The organism is Enterobacter sp. CC120223-11 (assembly GCF_900215375.1).
In the GTDB taxonomy this organism is placed as follows: Bacteria; Pseudomonadota; Gammaproteobacteria; order Enterobacterales; family Enterobacteriaceae; genus Scandinavium.
This window is the reverse complement of record NZ_OBEF01000004.1, coordinates 113,444-130,872: the sequence shown is the minus strand read 5'-3', so window position 1 is coordinate 130,872 and position 17,429 is coordinate 113,444. Positions and strand designations below refer to the sequence as shown.

Genomic DNA, 17,429 nt, shown 5'->3' with positions numbered 1-17,429 from the left:
TGATATGGATATGCAGGAAATTGTGGCCCTTAGTGTAAAGCATAACGTCTCGGATCTACACCTGCGCAACGATGGTAAGGCGCGCTGGCGGCGGCGGGGCTGTCTGGAGCCTGCTCCGTTTAGCGCCCCGGATCTGCACATATTGCTGCATCAGTGGCTCAGCGAGGCCGCACAGCGGCAGTGGCAAAAGGAATGTCATTGTGATTTCGCGGTACAAATGGAGGATGGCACACGCCTGCGCGCCAGCGTTTTTCGGCATACGGAAGGGGTTGCGATGGTGTTGCGCCTGCTCCCGGAATGCTGCCCGCAGCTCTCAGGGCTCGGCGTACCGCCAGCTATCATTGAATTACTGAATGAAGAAAGTGGGCTCATTCTGGTGACCGGTGCGACGGGCAGCGGCAAATCCACCACCCTGGCGGCTATGGTGGATCACCTCAACCATCAGCGTGAGGGGCATATCCTGACCCTGGAAGATCCGGTGGAGTTTATCCATCACAGCGAGCGCTGCCTTATTCATCAACGGGAAGTGGGGGCGCACTGCTATTCGTTCTCTGCGGCACTGCGCGTGGCGCTCCGGCAGGATCCGGATGTTATTTTGCTCGGTGAACTGCGTGACACTGAAACCATCCGCCTGGCGCTCACGGCGGCGGAGACCGGGCATTTGGTTCTGTCAACGCTGCATACGCGCGGGGCCGCACAGGCGATTGAGAGGCTGGTGGATGTTTTCCCTGCCGGAGAAAAGGAACAGGTGCGCAGCCAGCTTGCCGGGAGCCTGAACGCCGTGCTGGCACAGAAGCTGCTGGCGGATAAGCAGGGCGGTCGTGTGGCGCTGTACGAGCTGCTGGTGAACACCCCGGCGGCAGGCAGCCTTATTCGTGAAGGGAAAACGCATCAGCTACCCGGCATTATGCAAACCGGGCAGCAGGCAGGCATGCAGACCTTTACTCAGTGCTATCAGCAACGGCAGGCGGAAGGTCGCCTGTAGGCAAACTTCCGTGGATATCAGGGGCCAGTCGAGCGTGATATTTCGCCAGTCAATGTCAGCGCTCGGTCATGAAACGTAAATAAGATGCTAACGCCCAGGCTTATTTTTGTGAGCCCAGTCTCGCTATGGGCGAAATAACCTGAAGAATTGCGGAATAATTAGTCTCTGTTCATTACTTTTCGGTAAATTAAAAGATTGTGTTAGTAGGGGTAATACTTAAATAACGTTAATGTTATATTGATGTTGATATTAAGTCGGGCTAATACAATTATCTTTTTACACCCTCTGCAATCTGTATCGCCTTTGGTGATGTAAAAACGACCTCTGCGAAAGATGTGTGAGGCAAACCCGCGTCACGCATGACATTGTATTGAGTAGGCGTAGAAAAAAAGGGTGATAATCTTTTGACACTTATCAGGCATTCGTTCTATTCTGTTTATGAGGAATAGGATTTTTCTCATGAAATATTGTTTCGGTTTGTAAGTTTAGATTTTATATATTTAGCACGTTGCTTGTGTCTTTTTGACCCATTTAATCACCATGATGGTGAGCTTCAACTATGGAGAGTTTTTAAATGCTTGATGTATCAGAGAGTGTAGGCAAATCACGTCAGCTCCTACTTATCACTCATCCTTCTGTGCAGGCAAATGCTTTTGCAGCCTACCTGTCGGATCTCCTTTCTGTTTTTGTTGATGTGCACAACATTAATAAGCCACTGCTGCAGCGTTTACCGCGGGAAACCGTGGTGCTGTTCGATATTGCAGTATCTAACAAAAAGTTGAATGGGATCTGGCGAGATATTATTCAGTCGCAGGTTGAAAGCCCGCGATTGCTTATTATCAATAGTGCACAAAAGTATGAACTGTACGAAATGGCGAAATGGCCAGCGCTGTACGGTGTATTTCGCCATGACGATGATGAATCGCGCTTAATTGAGGGCGTCAAAGCTGTGCTTCACGGCGAGCAGACGGCTGAATTGAGCGTGATGCACCCTGCAATGTATGCAGCGGCTCACACATCCAGCGATTCTGACAATATTCCGCTGACCGAACGCGAGTGTGAAATCCTTAATGAATTGCGCCATGGTGCAACCAATATGGATATCGCACGCGCGCTGTTTATCAGCGAGAATACGGTAAGAACACACCTGTACAATGTTTTCCGCAAATTAAGCGTGAAGAACAGAACTCAGGCTGTGAGCTGGGCGAACGAAAATCTGCGTCATTGATGTTGTCACTTATCCCTCTCCTTCGCGGGAGAGGGATTCATCAAAATCCCTGCTCGAAAAAGCTTTCCAGAATCACCACCGCGGAGGCGGAGTCCACTTTTCCTTTGTTCAGCGCCCGGTAGCCGCCGTGTTCGAACAAGCCTGCTCGGGCTTCCACGGTGCTCAGTCGCTCGTCGTGCAGAATGATTTTCACGCCAAAGCGGCCATGAATTTTGTTGGCAAAATTACGGGCGCGGGCGGTTAACGGCTGTTCGGTACCGTCCATATTCAGCGGCAGGCCCACCACTACGGCTTCCGGCTGCCACTCTTTGAGCAGTTTCTGTATTGCGTTCCAGTCCGGCGTGCCGTCCTGGGCCTTCAGCGCGCCCAAAGGGCGGGCTGTCCCGGTCACTCGCTGCCCGACGGCGACGCCGATGCTGCGGGTGCCGAAGTCAAAACCGATTAGCGTGCCGCTCATTATGCGTGCCCCGCAACGCCAGGCATGGTCAGAATATCAATGCCGATCAGGCGAGCGGCATCGCGCCAACGATCGGCGATGGGCGTCTTGAAGAGAATATTGAGATCGGCCGGGGCGGTGAGCCAGGCGTTGTCGAGAATCTCCTGTTCCAGCTGGCCCTTTTCCCAGGACGAATAGCCCAGCGCAACCAGTACCTCTGTGGGCTGATCGGCGGTGCCAAGTGTCTCCAGCACGTCGCGGGAAGTGGTGATCACGGTATTGTCGGAAATACGAATACTCGATGAAAAAGCCGACGGTGGCGTGTGCAGGATAAACCCGCGATCTTCTGCCAGCGGGCCGCCCGTCATCACGGGTTTGTCGAGTCGAATGTCCGGGTCGCGAGACTCCGGGGCGATCTTCAGCTTTTCCAGAATCCCTTCAACCTTCAGATTTTCCATCGGTTTATTGATGATGATCCCCATTGCGCCGTCGTCATTGTATTCACAAATGTAGATAACGGAGCGGCGAAACATCGGGTCCTGGAGAGCAGGCATGGCAATAAGAAAGTGGTGCTGTAAATTCATTGTCAGAGGTTCTGTTTCCTGGTTTAAAAAGCAACAAGGGCCAGTATGCGGGGAAAGCATGGCGCTGTCGAGCGAAGGCGGGATCTCTCCCGCCTGAGAGGGGGTTACTTGCCCAGACGCTTTTCGATTGCGTCCATCAGCATGCCGGTGATGGAGATGGGGAATTCAGCTTCAATTTCACGAATGCAGGTCGGGCTGGTGACGTTAATTTCCGTCAGACGATCGCCGATGATGTCGAGGCCGACAAAAATCAGGCCTTTCTCTTTCAGCGTCGGGCCCACTTTACGGGCGATTTCCCAGTCGCTTTCGGACAGAGGACGCGGCTCACCACGGCCACCGGCGGCCAGGTTGCCGCGGGTTTCGCCGCCCTGTGGGATACGTGCCAGGCTGTACGGAACAGGTTCACCGTCCACGACCAGCACGCGCTTGTCGCCGTCTTTGATGGCAGGCAGATAGTTCTGCGCCATGCAGTAGCGAGTGCCGAGCTCAGTCAGCGTTTCAGCGATAACGCCAATGTTGGGGTCATCCTGCTTCACGCGGAAGATAGAGGCGCCGCCCATGCCGTCCAGCGGTTTCATAATGATGTCGCCGTGCTGCTGCCAGAAGGCTTTCAGCTGGGTTTTGTTACGCGTGACCAGCGTTTCCGGCGTCAGGTCGGAGAACCAGGCGGTGAACAGCTTTTCGTTACAGTCGCGCAGGCTCTGCGGCTTGTTGACGATAAGCGTGCCTTTTTCTTCTGCGCGCTCGAGGATATAGGTCGCATAGATAAATTCGGTGTCGAACGGCGGATCTTTGCGCATCAGGACGACGTCGAGATCGGCAAGGGCGATATCCTGCTCACCGTTAAAGCTATACCAGCCGTCGTAGTTCTGCTCAACGCTGAGCAGGCGCGTCTGCGCCCGCGCTTCGCCGTTGATCAAATAGAGATCGTTCATCTCCATATAGTGAATTTCGTAACCACGACGCTGCGCTTCCAGCAGCATAGCGAAGCTGGAATCTTTCTTGATGTTGATCTTCGCAATGGGGTCCATCACGATGCCAAGCTTGATCATTACTCTTCTCCTGTAACGCGAGGTTTAGCCCAGATCACCAAAACGCACCTGAAGCGCGGTGATGGCGGTGAGCGCAGTAGTCTCAGTACGCAAAACGCGTGGTCCTAACAGAATATCCGTAAACGCGTAGCGGGCCGTCATGGCGATTTCGTCCGCCGACAGGCCGCCTTCCGGACCGATGAGCAAACGCACACGCTCAACGGGCTGCGGCAGCGTATTAATGCTGGCGCTGGCGCGCGGATGAAGGTTGAGCTTTAATCCGCTCTCTTCTTCGGCGCACCAGGCTTCGAGTTCCATCGCCGGGCGGATCTCCGGGATCACATTTCGGCCTGATTGCTCACAGGCGGCAATGGCAATCTTCTGCCACTGCGCGAGCTTCTTATTCAGACGTTCAGCATCCAGTTTAACGCCACAGCGCTCGGAAAAGAGTGGCGTAATGAGGCTTACACCGAGTTCGATCGACTTCTGGATGGTGAATTCCATTTTTTCACCGCGGGACATGACCTGGCCGAGGTGAATATGCAGCGGGGATTCACGGTTGTCGGTTTCGGCGCTCAGCACATTCACCCGCACGCTTTTCTTATCCGCCTGGATTATTTCGGCTTCAAAAACCTGATTGCTGCCGTCGAACAGCTGAATGGCCTGGCCTGCACTCATGCGCAGCACGCGGCCTACGTGGTTAGCGGCCTCTTCGCTCAGGGCAATCTGGTTGCCCGCAGTAATAAACTCAGGGTGATAGATGCGGGGAATGCGCATAGTCTCAGGATTTCCGGATATCAGTTAACATTTGACGCTAGTGTAGGGTAGCTCTTTTGCGCCTGGCAAGCCTGCTGGACGTAAGGGTTATGATTGCCCTGGATCCTGGCGATGCGTTCGTCGCGCGTGCATTCCCACGAAGTGACTGGATATTGCTTGCTCCAGGCAGTGAACAGCTGAGTTTGCTGGCGTGAAAGCGAAAGTTTGTACTGGTCGCGCATATAGAAGTAGGTGCGGGCGATCGCGCCGCGTGCGCGCTCGGGCGGTTCGGCAACTTTATCTTTGAAATCAACCTTCATTGCGCATTGCCCGTACTGGCCTTCGCCGCCGTTCCACTGGCTGTACATGAAGTTGTTGCGGTCACCGTTCACTTCGCCCACGGCAGGTTGCAGGTTGTGCATATCGCTTTCAATTTTGCGATAAACCGGATCTTTGGCGCAGTTTTTCCGCCCGCCGTCCTGCCAGCACTGCAGCAGATGACCGAACTGCCAGGCGGGCATCACATGCTCCCACTCGACGCGGCTGGCGCGGGTTTCATTTTTACGCACTTTGTAGCCGCAAGATTCCAGATCGATGACGCCTTTCTTACCCTGCCAGTTGATTTTGCAGCCGCAGTAGAAGTCGCCGGGGACGTCGGCATTGACCTTCACGCCTGCGGCCTTTGCCTGAGAAAAACTGTTGATACCTTCGGCCAGGGCCTGGCCTGAAATGGCGGTGGCGAAAAATGCCAACGCCAGGACTGATTTACGGGACATCACGAACTCCGTCTCAAAACGAGCCCGCAACGTAGCTAAAGATGTTCCTGTATGCAATCAGTCAGATCAGGAAAGTTCCTGTTATTTCCGAAGGTTACTTTTCAGCCACCAGAGGATCGCCGCAGTGGACGCAACGATAAACGGCCTCGCCGCGCAGGACGCGATTATGGCGGCGCACGGTGAGCTGATGCTGTTGGCAGCCGCAGCGATAGGGGAAGGTATTTTTGCGCACGGAATCCAGTTCGAACTGGTGAGTACGGCGGGCGGGCACGCCCAGCACGCTCTCCATCATCCATTTCCACTCTTTGCCGTGCGGCGCAACGCGGCCAAACCGTTTCCAGACCAGAAGATGCGCCAGTTCGTGCGGCACCACTTCATCGATAAACGCCTGCTGATTTTCCATCAGCAGCACAGGGTTGAGGCGAATTTCGTAGTTTTCCAGCCAGGCCGTGCCCGCAGACGTGCCGCGCTGTTGCCAGGTCAGCTTCGGTTCAGGATAGTCGCGGTCGAGCTTCCGGTTAGCCTGGGCGAGTTTTTCCCGCAGGCTGCGCATAACGGCTTGCTGAATGGCGATGGGAAGGCGAGGGGGTTTCATGGGGGCAGAGAATAGTGCGGTGTGGGCTGGAGCGCAATATGTCACTTGAAGATTGCCCGGCGGCTCTTCGTTTGCACGGGCCTACAACGGCCAGAGAACGTAGGCCCGGCAAGCTTGCGCCGCCGGGCTTGAAAGTTAGCTCTGGGCGCCAATCTCACGCAGTGGACGGCCTTTCATCAGGTTACGTTCGATATGTTCCAGCGACACGTGTTTGGTTTCCGGCACCAGCCACAGGGTCAGCACGATGAAGAACAGGTTCAGCCCGCCGTAAACCCAGAAGGTGTTGGCGTTGCCGAGGCTGTTCAGCATGGTCAGGAAGGTTGCGCCGACGATCATGTTGGCAATCCAGTTGGTGGCGGTGGAGCAGGTGATACCGAAATCACGGCCTTTCAGCGGCTGGATCTCAGAACACAGTACCCAGATCAGCGGACCGGCGCTCATCGCGAAGCCAACGATAAACATCAGCAACATGGCGACCGCGAAGTACTGCGCGCCTGGCGTGTGGATGCCGTTGTGCATCATTGTGCCGAGCACGCCCATGCCGACGGCCATCACCAGGAAGCCGAGCACCAGCGTCGGTTTGCGTCCCCAGCGGTCAACGAGGCCGATGGCGATAAAGGTCGCCAGCACGTTGGTCAGGCCGACAATCACCGTGCCCCACATCTGCTCGGTGGTGTTGGCGTAACCCGCCAGTTCGAAGATTTTTGGCGCGTAGTACATGATGACGTTCATGCCGGTGAACTGCTGCATCACCTGCAACAGTACACCCAGGAACACCGCGCGGCGGAAGTTGCTGTTCTCTTTGAACAGCGCCCAGCCGGACTGCTTCACCTTCAGGCTTTCACGAATCTCTTCCAGCTCATTTTTGGCTTCGGCGCTGGTGTCACGCAGGCGTTGCAGCACGCGTTCGGCGTCGTTAAATCGGCGCTTCGCCGCGTACCAGCGCGGGCTGTCTGGCAGGAAGAAGACGCCAATCAGCAGCAGAATGGCAGGGATGATGATCACGCCGAGCATCCAGCGCCATGCGCCAGTGTAGCTAAAGGCCGTATCGGAAAGGTAAGCCGCGAGGATCCCGATGGTGATCATCAGCTGGTACATAGAAATCATGCTGCCGCGGATTTTTTCAGGCGCAATTTCAGAGAGATACAGCGGCGCGGTATAGGAAGCTACACCAACCGCCAGGCCCAGCAGCACGCGGGAGACCAGCAGCACTTCCACGTTTGGCGCGGCGGCAGAGCACAGCGAGCCGAGCACAAACAGGACCGCACCAATCATCAGGCTTTTTTTACGGCCAAGACGATAGGAGAGCCAGCCGCTGCCGACGGCACCGACCGCGGCACCGAACATCATCGAGCTGACCACCCACTCCTGGGTGTGTGAGTCAATCTGGAATTCATGGGCGATGAAGGGCAATGCGCCCGCAATCACGCCAATATCCAGGCCGAACAGCAATCCCGCCAGGGCTGCGAGGAAGCAAACAAAGAACGTAATCGCCTTGTTCGAATATCCCTGTTTTTTATTGACAGGCATTATGCCCTCCAAATGGGTTATCAGTTTTATCAATGTAAAGGGTAGGTTAGGAGGGCGTGAAAAGATGTGAGACTAATCACATTAGTGTAATCGGTTACATTAGTGTCAGGTTATGTAAGTGTATTAACTTGTTATTAATCATATTGATATTGGTTATTGCTGAGGCGAATAAAATGCAATTTTGAGACTTACCTGAAACGGATTGTAACATCAGAGCAATTGGAATCATGCAAAGTGAAAAATCTCAAAAATTGCCTTTTACGCCTGGTGTAAGCGGTTTCACGGAAAGATTCGGATTTGTTCGCGTAGCGTGCTGCAGCGGCTGGCAGAGTGCGGGGCAGGAAAGCAAAAGGCCAGCGCGAGGCTGGCCTTTGAAAGAGAGGGCAGGACTTATTTCAGGCCCGCGGCTTCACGCAGCTGAGCGGCTTTGTCGGTTTTTTCCCATGGGAAATGTTCACGACCAAAGTGACCGTATGCTGCGGTTTCTTTGTAGATTGGGTGCAGCAGATCCAGCATCTGAATCAGGCCATACGGACGCAGGTCGAAGAACTCACGCACCAGCAGGGTCAGCTGTTCAGTTGGCACTTTTTCGGTACCGAAGGTTTCAACCATGATGGAGGTTGGTTCTGCCACGCCAATTGCGTAGGACACCTGAATTTCACAACGATCGGCAAGGCCTGCCGCAACGATGTTTTTCGCAACATAACGCGCCGCGTACGCTGCAGAACGGTCCACTTTAGACGGATCTTTACCGGAGAACGCGCCGCCGCCGTGACGAGCCATGCCGCCGTAGGTATCAACGATGATCTTACGCCCGGTCAGGCCGCAGTCGCCCATTGGGCCACCGATAACGAAACGGCCGGTTGGGTTGATGAAGAATTTGGTCGCGCTGTTCAGCCATTCGGTAGGCAGAACGGGCTTGATGATCTCTTCCATCACTGCTTCCTGCAGGGATTTCTGATCGATGTCTTCGGCGTGCTGAGTGGAGAGCACCACGGCATCGATGCCGACGATTTTACCGTCGTCATACTGGAAGGTGACCTGGCTTTTCGCATCCGGACGCAGCCACGGCAGGGTGCCGTTTTTGCGCACTTCAGCCTGACGCTGCACCAGACGGTGGGCGTAGGTGATTGGCGCTGGCATCAGCACGTCGGTTTCGTTGGTGGCATAGCCAAACATCAGGCCCTGATCGCCCGCACCCTGTTCCAGCGGATCGGCACGGTCAACGCCCTGATTAATATCAGGAGACTGCTTACCAATGGCGCTCAGCACGGCACAGGAGTTGGCATCAAAGCCCATATCGGAATGCACATAGCCAATTTCGCGGACCGTGTTACGGGTGATCTCTTCGATATCGACCCACGCGCTGGTGGTGATTTCACCGCCAACCATAACCATGCCGGTTTTTACGTAAGTTTCACACGCCACGCGCGCCTTTGGATCCTGTTCGAGGATCGCATCAAGCACTGCATCAGAGATTTGGTCAGCAATTTTGTCTGGATGCCCTTCGGATACGGACTCGGACGTAAAGAGGTGTTTTGCCATGTTTTATTTCACCTGGAAAGAATTCGGTTAGCTCAAACTGTTGTAAGTTGATGTTCTGACAGATTTTTCAACCAGAACTTGCGGATAATCACACAAACAGTCTGGGTGTTAATCAGTATAGATGGATTAACATCTGGATGGCTATTTTAGGTCAGAGTTTCACCCGATTGCCAGTTTTTTTTGAAGCAGGTCGCATCAGCTTGCCCTGAGGGCTGGCAATTTTTCCTGACAGCAGTGGAAGCCTGCACATTTATATTTTGCTTTTTACCCCCGTTATCGGTATAAAACGCCGCGCGCGGCTCAGTCCAAAAAGCGCACGATGAACGCTCTCGTGTCGCCACTTCCAGCCGGGTGAAGCAATGTATTTTTTGGCTTTGGCTTTGGCTTGTCGCTGGCTCAGGTGAGTTGGCGTGGAGGTGATACGACATAATGAACCATCGTTTTCCGCAGACTCAGTCATGCCGTTCTGGCGTGCGTTTATACCCCACAGCTTCTTTCTCTTCGATTAAGACCTGCCGAAGTTATCCCCATTCGGGCTTATCTCAGGATGTCAGGGCCGGTTAAGGCTTGCTGAATTCTGGACAAGGGCGCTCCTATATTCAGGGGTTTTCTCGTGGTTTCTCCGGTGGTCCTTCAAACCCCGGGTCTATGTTTTACAATGATATGAACAAGAAACCGGTCGCACAGGCGAGCGTTCAGCATACTCTGCTGACACACACGGCTGTATATGGGTTGTTATCGCTTAGTAACACTGCGATAGTAGTCAACTGTTTTACACTTTCGCCTATATTTGAGGTTCGCTATGTCTGACGACATGTCTCTGTCTTCCCCTTCGTCAGCCGGCGAACAGGGTGTACTACGTTCTATGCAGGAGGTGGCAATGAGCTCTCAGGAGGCCAGCAAGATGCTGCGTACTTACAACATTGCCTGGTGGGGCAATAATTACTACGACGTGAACGAGCTGGGCCATATCAGCGTGTGTCCGGATCCTGATGTGCCAGAAGCACAGGTGGATCTCGCCATGCTGGTGAAGGCTCGTGAAGCGCAGGGACAGCGACTGCCTGCACTGTTCTGCTTCCCGCAGATCCTGCAACATCGTCTGCGTTCGATTAACGCCGCCTTCAAGCGCGCGCGTGAATCCTATGGTTATAAAGGTGACTACTTCCTTGTTTACCCGATCAAGGTAAACCAGCATCGCCGCGTCATTGAGTCTTTAATCCACTCCGGTGAGCCGCTGGGCCTTGAAGCAGGTTCCAAAGCGGAGCTGATGGCCGTTCTCGCCCATGCTGGCATGACCCGCAGCGTTATCGTCTGTAACGGCTACAAAGACCGCGAATATATTCGCCTGGCGCTGATCGGCGAGAAGATGGGCCACAAGGTCTATCTGGTTATCGAAAAGATGTCCGAAGTCGCTATCGTGCTGGAAGAAGCCGAGCGCCTGAACGTGGTGCCGCGCCTGGGTGTGCGTGCGCGTCTGGCCTCTCAGGGTTCCGGCAAATGGCAGTCTTCCGGCGGCGAAAAATCCAAATTCGGCCTGGCGGCGACGCAGGTATTGCAGCTGGTGGAGATCCTGCGCGAGCACGATCGCCTCGATAGCATTCAGCTGCTGCACTTCCACCTCGGTTCGCAGATGGCGAACATTCGCGATATCGCCACCGGCGTGCGCGAGTCGGCCCGTTTCTACGTGGAACTGCATAAGCTTGGCGTGAACATTCAGTGCTTCGACGTGGGCGGTGGCCTGGGTGTGGATTACGAAGGTACCCGCTCGCAGTCTGACTGCTCGGTGAACTACGGCCTGAACGAGTACGCCAACAACATCATCTGGGCGATCGGCGATGCCTGTGAAGAGAACGGCCTGCCGCACCCGACGGTGATCACCGAGTCTGGCCGTGCTGTAACAGCGCACCACACCGTGCTGGTGTCCAACATCATCGGCGTTGAGCGCAACGAATACACCACGCCGTCCGCGCCTGCGGAAGACGCGCCGCGTACGCTGCAAAATATGTGGGAAACCTGGCAGGAGCTGCACGAGCCGGGCGGACGTCGTTCGCTGCGTGAGTGGCTGCACGACAGCCAGATGGATCTGCACGATGTGCATATCGGCTACTCTTCCGGGGCTTACAGCCTGCAGCAGCGTGCCTGGGCCGAGCAGCTCTATTTGGGTATGTGTCACGAAGTGCAGAAACAGCTCGACCCAAGCAACCGCGCCCATCGCCCGATTATCGATGAGCTGCAGGAGCGCATGGCGGACAAAATGTACGTCAACTTCTCGCTGTTCCAGTCGATGCCGGATGCGTGGGGGATTGATCAGCTGTTCCCTGTCCTGCCGCTCGAAGGCCTGAATCAGGCGCCTGAACGCCGGGCAGTGCTGCTGGACATTACCTGTGATTCCGATGGGGCGATCGACCACTACATCGACGGCGACGGTATAGCGACCACCATGCCAATGCCGGAATACGACCCGGAGAACCCGCCGATGCTGGGCTTCTTTATGGTTGGTGCCTATCAGGAAATCCTCGGCAACATGCACAACCTGTTCGGTGATACCGAAGCGGTGGACGTGTTTGTCTTCCCTGACGGCAGCGTGGAAGTGGAGCTTTCTGACGAGGGCGATACCGTGGCGGATATGCTGGAATACGTGCAGCTGGATCCAAAAACGCTGCTGACCCAGTTCCGCGATCAGGTGAAACAGACCGGTCTGGACGATGCGCTGCAGCAGCAGTTCCTCGAAGAGTTTGAAGCGGGCCTGTACGGTTACACTTATCTGGAAGATGAGTAGGATCTTTTCCCTCTCCTCTTAGGGGAAAGGGTTAGGGTGAGGGTAAAGAGCACACCATCGCCTATACTCACTTGAACCAGTATGAATTTACGGCGATAATCGCCTTAACAAGTAGTACACGAATCGATCCCTTTCTCGTCGGGCCTAACGACGCGGAAGGGATTTTTTTTCATCTGTCATAAATTTCCGACGGTATACGAGGTCATCTTTATGAGCACTTTGGGTCATCAGTACGACAACTCTCTGGTATCGAACGCGTTTGGTTTCCTGCGTCTGCCGCTGAACTTCCAGCCATACGACAGCGACGCTGACTGGGTTATCACCGGCGTACCTTTTGACGCGGCCACTTCTGGTCGTGCCGGTGGCCGTCACGGCCCGGCGGCGATTCGTCAGGTATCCACTAATCTCGCGTGGGAGCACAACCGTTTCCCGTGGGACTTCGACATGCGTGAGCGTCTGAACGTCGTGGACTGCGGCGACCTGGTTTATGCCTTTGGCGATGCCCGTGAAATGAGCGAGAAACTCCAGGCTCACGCAGAAAAACTGCTGGCGGCCGGGAAGCGTATGCTCTCTTTCGGCGGTGACCACTTCGTGACGCTGCCGCTGCTGCGCGCGCACGCCAAACACTTCGGTAAAATGGCGCTGGTGCACTTCGATGCCCACACCGACACCTACGCAAACGGCTGCGAGTTTGACCACGGCACCATGTTCTTCACCGCGCCGAAAGAAGGCCTGATCGATCCGAATCACTCCGTGCAGATCGGCATTCGTACCGAATTCGACAAGGACAACGGTTTCACCGTACTGGACGCGGGCCAGGTGAACGATCGCGGCGTGGACGATATCATCGCACAGGTTAAGCAGATTGTTGGCGATATGCCGGTGTACCTGACCTTTGATATCGACTGCCTGGATCCGGCCTTTGCTCCGGGTACCGGTACGCCAGTGATCGGCGGCCTGACTTCCGATCGTGCGATCAAACTGGTTCGTGGCCTGAAAGACCTGAACATCGTCGGCATGGACGTTGTGGAAGTCGCCCCGGCGTACGATCAGTCTGAGATCACCGCCCTGGCCGCCGCGACGCTGGCTCTGGAAATGCTCTACATCCAGGCGGCGAAAAAAGGCGAATAAGCCTTACGCGCTCAGTGCTGCTGCGCGACGCATGCGCAGCAGCAACATCCCTCCGGCCACCAGGGTAACAATCTGTGACGCCACCAGTACCGAAAAACCGGAACTGACCGATCCCACTGATTTCATCACCATACCCATCAGCAGCGGAATAAACGCGGCGCAGATATTCCCGATTCCATTGATTATCCCATACGCACTCCCCACCGCCTCATGCGCGGCATAATGCTGGATCACGGCAGGAATGGCGGCGCCCTGAAGCCCCCAGAATACGTTCGCGGACAGCATAAACAGCGCCAGCCAGACGGCCTGATGGCTCAGCATCAGCGCGACCACTGACAGCGCCGTCAGTGCTCCGCCGACCACAAACAGCACCGGTGCCTGCTCCGGGCGCATTTTGTCGAGCAGTACGCCGCCCAGAAATTTGGAGCCCAGGCTCAGCAGAAAGGGAATCGCGGCCAGCATTCCCGTCGCATGCAGCGAGAAGTGATGTTCATCGCGAAGCCATGCCGGAAGCCACGCGCTGCTGCCCCACAGATAGCTCAGAGTGGCAATCTCAACCAGCAGGATCCAGCCCAGCAGCGGCGTTTGCCAGGCAAGCGTAAACGTCTGCATGAATCCCGGTTTTTTGCTTTTCGTGACGAGGGGCGGCGCGGGCAGAAAACGCCAGATGAGGCCACCGCCCAGCATCAGATTCATTACCGCCAGCGCATAAAACGATCCCGCCCAACCGAAATGCGCCATCAGCCAGGTGACCAGCGGAAAGCCCACAGCCAGGCCGAGAGAGACGCCGAGCGCGGTAACCGCATTGGGTTTGCCGATCTCCTCCGCGTTAAAATTATCGCTGATAAAGCGCGTTTTCAGCGAAAAGAGCGGCCCCTCGGCAATGCCCAGAATCACGCGCGCGACGAGCATTCCCATCAATGAGCCGAGCAGGGGAGAAACAGCGCAAACCAGGGCCCAGACTGCAATACTGCTTAATAATCCCTGCCGATAATGCAGCTTACTTTCGATAACCGGTGTTAATAATAAAGCGGAAAAACCATAACCCAGAAGAAAGCAGGTCATGAGCATTCCCTGTAACATTCTGTTTTCATTTAGCTGGAAATGTTCAGCAAATTCCGGGTTTAAAATCATTACCGAGATATTCACCCGATCCACGTAGGAAATAATAATTAGCAGCAATAGTGCCACCGTGCCTTGCCATCTTGCCGTCATCATGCCCGCCTTTAAAATTCTGTCTGGTTATATTTTTATCTGAGTGATTGTCACGTAACTAAAATGTATCACCTGTGAAACTCATTGTTTATAAACAATAAAATAAATACCTGTTTCACGGGTGAAACTCTCAGGAAATGACTTTTCTTTATTTTTAAGGAACAAAAAGAAAAGAAGTCAATATCTATTTTTCAAATCCAAAGGGCATCAAGAAAACGTATTCATGTGTCGCGTAATAATGAAAATTTCCTATCGCTGCATTTTTTCGTGATCCTTTGCACACTTAGTTAATTAATTACCGCAAAATTAACAAATTCGTCACATTGCCGCTTGACGAAAGATTCATCGCTTTTATATTGACCGTATTAAATAAGAAACAGAGTTTCATATATGAAACAAAAGCCTGGAGGATCGTGATGAGCTGGATAGGCGTATGTGACGCAGAACAAGTACAGGAAGATTTCCCTTTTAGCGGCAACGTCGAAGGCAAAGAGATCGGCGTTTATTTGATTGACGGTGAATATTACGCGCTGGAAGACGTATGTCCGCACGCTTACGCGTTGCTGAGTCAGGGCTTCGTGGAAGATGGCAAAGTGGAATGCCCGCTGCACGAGGCGGTTTTCGATGTTAAAACCGGCCAGTGCCTGCACGGCCCCGGCGGTCGCAACCTCAACCGCTACCCGGTTCGAGTCTTTGAAAACCAAATCCAGATTACCTTTGTCGAGGAGACCGTGGCATGACCGATACCCTGAGCTTCAACCCGGCGCTGCCGGAAAGCCGCCAGTTTACCCCGCCAGCCGAGGGCGGCAATGGCGCTATCCACAAGCCGGGTGATTACCCGAATCTGATCTGGCAAACCCGCAGCCGCGTGCCGGAAAACTGGGAAGTGAATCTTATCGCCACGCTGGAAGATCTCTTTGAGCAGGGGGCTGAAACACTGCCGGAGCTGGTGAACGGGCTGAATGCGGTGCGCATGCACGATCAGCAGGGTGAGCCGTGGAGCGAGGCCAGCTTCCAGGCATTCTTACAGGTTAACGGCTACTGAGGGCAACGCGATGACGACTACCGTACAAAATTATCTCGATAAAGGTCTGCGCGGCCTCTGGTATCCGGTGCTGGCCAGTTGGGAAGTGCAGTCTGCGCCAGTGGGCATTACTCGCCTCGGCGAGCAGATTGTGGTCTGGCGTAATAAAGATGGCCAGGTACAGGCGCTGGAAGACCGCTGCCCGCACCGTGGCGCGCGCCTGTCGATGGGCTGGAACCTCGGTGACCGCATAGCCTGCTGGTATCACGGTGTAGAAGTGGCGGGTAACGGTGAAGTAAAAGATGTACCCGCGGTGGACAAATGTCCGCTGGTCGGCCAGCAGTGCGTGCGCAGCTATAACGTGCAGGAAGCACACGGCGCCATCTTCCTCTGGTTTGGCGTGACCGCCGAACAGCAGCCGGACGAGCTGAGCTTCCCGGACGAACTTGCTGACACTGAAACTTACAGCAACTTCCTCTGTACCGCCGCGTGGAAATGTAACTACCAGTACGCGCTTGAAAACGTAATGGACCCGATGCACGGCACCTATCTGCACTCCTCGTCGCACTCGATGGCAGAAGGGGATCGTAAGGCCGACATGGTGCTACAGCCGACCAAAACCGGCTTCATCTTTGAGAAAAAAGGGCAGAGCGGCGTCAACTTTGACTGGGTGGAATTGGGCAACAGCGGCACCTACTGGATGCGCCTCTCCATTCCTTATAAGAAGCGTTTCGGGCCTGGCGGCCACTTCTTTATTGTCGGCATGGTGGTGCCGGAAGATAACGACAACTGCCGCGTCTTCTTCTGGCGTATTCGCCGCGTGCAGGGCTGGCAGCGTGATATGTGGCGCTTTATGTACCGCAACCGTCTGGAAAAGCTGCACTGGGAAGTGCTGGAGCAGGATCGCGTGGTGCTGGAAAGCCTGGCACCAGACGCCCGCGAACATGAATACCTCTACCAGCACGACGTCGGCCTTTCACGCCTGCGCCGCATGATGCAAAAAGCGGCGAAAGAGCAGCTGGCAAAGCGTGAAGAGCAGCAGGGAGCCGCCTGATGAATGGGCTGCTGAGCGGGAAACGTATCGTCGTCACCGGTGCCGCACGCGGGCTGGGCTATCACTTTGCGAGAGCCTGCGCGGAGCAAGGCGCCGCGGTCGTGATGTGCGACATTCTGGAAGGCGAGTTGGCTGAGAGTGCGCACGGCCTGCGTGCACGAGGTTTTACGATCGAATCTCACGTTATCGATCTGGCCGATCCTCAGTCCATCGAGCAGGTTTTCCACGCCATTGGCGAGCAGGGGCAGATTGACGGCCTGGTCAATAACGCGGCGATGGCAACCGGCGTGGGCGGCAAAAACATGCTCGATTACGACCCGGATTTGTGGGACCGCGTAATGAGCGTGAACGTCAAAGGCACCTGGCTTGTGACCCGCGCCGCGGTGCCGCTGCTGCGCGAAGGGACAGGGATCGTGAACGTAGCCTCGGATACCGCGCTGTGGGGCGCGCCGCGTCTGATGGCCTACGTCGCCAGCAAAGGTGCCGTGATTGCGATGACGCGTTCAATGGCGCGTGAACTGGGCGAAAAACGCATTCGCATCAACGCCATCGCGCCGGGGTTAACCCGCGTCGAGGCGACCGAATATGTTCCGGCTGAGCGCCATCAGCTTTACGAAAACGGGCGCGCGTTAACGGGTGCCCAGCAGCCGGAAGATGTTACCGGCAGCGTGGTCTGGCTGTTGAGCGATCTGTCGCGGTTTATTACCGGGCAGCTGATACCGGTCAACGGCGGTTTTGTCTTTAACTAACGGGTGAAGCG

18 protein-coding genes are annotated in these 17,429 nt (G+C 55.1%); 9 read left to right on the top strand and 9 right to left on the bottom strand.

Going from position 1 to position 17,429, the window contains the following annotated elements:
• Nucleotides 1-4 precede the first annotated feature (4 nt).
• The gene (locus CRO87_RS06420; RefSeq protein ID WP_097162105.1) at nucleotides 5-985 is read left to right on the top strand and encodes a type IV pilus twitching motility protein PilT; all 981 of its coding nucleotides are present in this window, start codon (nucleotides 5-7) and stop codon (nucleotides 983-985) included.
• A 574-nt stretch (nucleotides 986-1,559) separates the two neighbouring features.
• Nucleotides 1,560-2,213: a LuxR C-terminal-related transcriptional regulator gene (locus tag CRO87_RS06415; RefSeq protein ID WP_097162104.1), complete on the top strand. Its 654-nt coding sequence runs from the start codon at nucleotides 1,560-1,562 to the stop codon at nucleotides 2,211-2,213.
• Between the two features lie 40 nt (nucleotides 2,214-2,253).
• On the opposite strand, the gene ruvX is transcribed toward CRO87_RS06415, so the two are convergent.
• The 8 genes from ruvX to metK all read right to left on the bottom strand — a co-directional run bounded on the left by ruvX (nucleotide 2,254) and on the right by metK (nucleotide 9,466).
• A complete protein-coding gene (ruvX, locus tag CRO87_RS06410; RefSeq protein WP_097162103.1) occupies nucleotides 2,254-2,670 on the bottom strand; it encodes a Holliday junction resolvase RuvX in 417 nt (138 codons plus the stop codon).
• The gene (locus CRO87_RS06405) at nucleotides 2,670-3,233 is read right to left on the bottom strand and encodes a YqgE/AlgH family protein (protein WP_097162102.1); all 564 of its coding nucleotides are present in this window, start codon (nucleotides 3,231-3,233) and stop codon (nucleotides 2,670-2,672) included. Before CRO87_RS06405 ends, ruvX begins: the two co-directional genes overlap by 1 nt.
• Before the next feature lie 104 nt (nucleotides 3,234-3,337).
• Nucleotides 3,338-4,285 carry a glutathione synthase gene (gene gshB, locus CRO87_RS06400; protein ID WP_097162101.1) on the bottom strand — a complete coding sequence of 316 codons (948 nt, stop codon included), beginning with the start codon at nucleotides 4,283-4,285 and terminating at the stop codon, nucleotides 3,338-3,340.
• Between the two features lie 24 nt (nucleotides 4,286-4,309).
• Nucleotides 4,310-5,041: a 16S rRNA (uracil(1498)-N(3))-methyltransferase gene (gene rsmE / locus CRO87_RS06395; RefSeq protein WP_097162100.1), complete on the bottom strand. Its 732-nt coding sequence runs from the start codon at nucleotides 5,039-5,041 to the stop codon at nucleotides 4,310-4,312.
• Between the two features lie 20 nt (nucleotides 5,042-5,061).
• Nucleotides 5,062-5,796, bottom strand: coding sequence for a deoxyribonuclease I (gene endA / locus CRO87_RS06390; protein ID WP_097162099.1), 735 nt, complete (start codon nucleotides 5,794-5,796; stop codon nucleotides 5,062-5,064).
• 94 nt (nucleotides 5,797-5,890) lie between these two features.
• Nucleotides 5,891-6,391, bottom strand: a complete 501-nt coding sequence (locus tag CRO87_RS06385) for a SprT family zinc-dependent metalloprotease (protein ID WP_097162098.1) — start codon at nucleotides 6,389-6,391, stop codon at nucleotides 5,891-5,893.
• 135 nt (nucleotides 6,392-6,526) lie between these two features.
• Nucleotides 6,527-7,924 carry a sugar porter family MFS transporter gene (locus CRO87_RS06380; RefSeq protein ID WP_255252494.1) on the bottom strand — a complete coding sequence of 466 codons (1,398 nt, stop codon included), beginning with the start codon at nucleotides 7,922-7,924 and terminating at the stop codon, nucleotides 6,527-6,529.
• 387 nt (nucleotides 7,925-8,311) lie between these two features.
• On the bottom strand, nucleotides 8,312-9,466 hold the full coding sequence (gene metK / locus CRO87_RS06375) for a methionine adenosyltransferase (RefSeq protein WP_097162096.1): 1,155 nt from the start codon (nucleotides 9,464-9,466) through the stop codon (nucleotides 8,312-8,314).
• Between the two features lie 663 nt (nucleotides 9,467-10,129).
• On the opposite strand from metK, the gene yqgB reads away from it, so the two are divergent.
• From yqgB to speB, 3 genes are all read left to right on the top strand, one after another.
• A complete protein-coding gene (gene yqgB / locus CRO87_RS06365) occupies nucleotides 10,130-10,276 on the top strand; it encodes an acid stress response protein YqgB (protein ID WP_141398675.1) in 147 nt (48 codons plus the stop codon).
• Complete coding sequence (gene speA / locus CRO87_RS06360) at nucleotides 10,269-12,245, top strand: biosynthetic arginine decarboxylase (protein WP_097162094.1); 1,977 nt, start codon at nucleotides 10,269-10,271, stop codon at nucleotides 12,243-12,245. The genes yqgB and speA overlap by 8 nt, the downstream gene beginning before the upstream one ends.
• A 210-nt stretch (nucleotides 12,246-12,455) precedes the next feature.
• Nucleotides 12,456-13,376 carry an agmatinase gene (gene speB, locus CRO87_RS06355; RefSeq protein ID WP_097162093.1) on the top strand — a complete coding sequence of 307 codons (921 nt, stop codon included), beginning with the start codon at nucleotides 12,456-12,458 and terminating at the stop codon, nucleotides 13,374-13,376.
• 3 nt (nucleotides 13,377-13,379) lie between these two features.
• Here speB and CRO87_RS06350 read toward each other — a convergent pair whose 3' ends face one another.
• Complete coding sequence (locus tag CRO87_RS06350; protein WP_097162092.1) at nucleotides 13,380-14,591, bottom strand: MFS transporter; 1,212 nt, start codon at nucleotides 14,589-14,591, stop codon at nucleotides 13,380-13,382.
• Nucleotides 14,592-15,007: 416 nt separating this feature from the next.
• Between CRO87_RS06350 and CRO87_RS06345 the strand changes: the two genes are divergently transcribed.
• The 4 genes from CRO87_RS06345 to CRO87_RS06330 are packed head-to-tail and all read left to right on the top strand — an operon-like array spanning nucleotide 15,008 to nucleotide 17,418.
• Complete coding sequence (locus CRO87_RS06345) at nucleotides 15,008-15,331, top strand: non-heme iron oxygenase ferredoxin subunit (protein ID WP_013098654.1); 324 nt, start codon at nucleotides 15,008-15,010, stop codon at nucleotides 15,329-15,331.
• Nucleotides 15,328-15,636, top strand: coding sequence for a recombinase-like helix-turn-helix domain-containing protein (locus CRO87_RS06340; RefSeq protein WP_097162091.1), 309 nt, complete (start codon nucleotides 15,328-15,330; stop codon nucleotides 15,634-15,636). Before CRO87_RS06345 ends, CRO87_RS06340 begins: the two co-directional genes overlap by 4 nt.
• A 10-nt stretch (nucleotides 15,637-15,646) precedes the next feature.
• Nucleotides 15,647-16,669 carry an aromatic ring-hydroxylating dioxygenase subunit alpha gene (locus CRO87_RS06335; protein ID WP_097162090.1) on the top strand — a complete coding sequence of 341 codons (1,023 nt, stop codon included), beginning with the start codon at nucleotides 15,647-15,649 and terminating at the stop codon, nucleotides 16,667-16,669.
• Complete coding sequence (locus CRO87_RS06330) at nucleotides 16,669-17,418, top strand: SDR family oxidoreductase (RefSeq protein WP_097162089.1); 750 nt, start codon at nucleotides 16,669-16,671, stop codon at nucleotides 17,416-17,418. The genes CRO87_RS06335 and CRO87_RS06330 overlap by 1 nt, the downstream gene beginning before the upstream one ends.
• Nucleotides 17,419-17,429 lie beyond the last annotated feature (11 nt).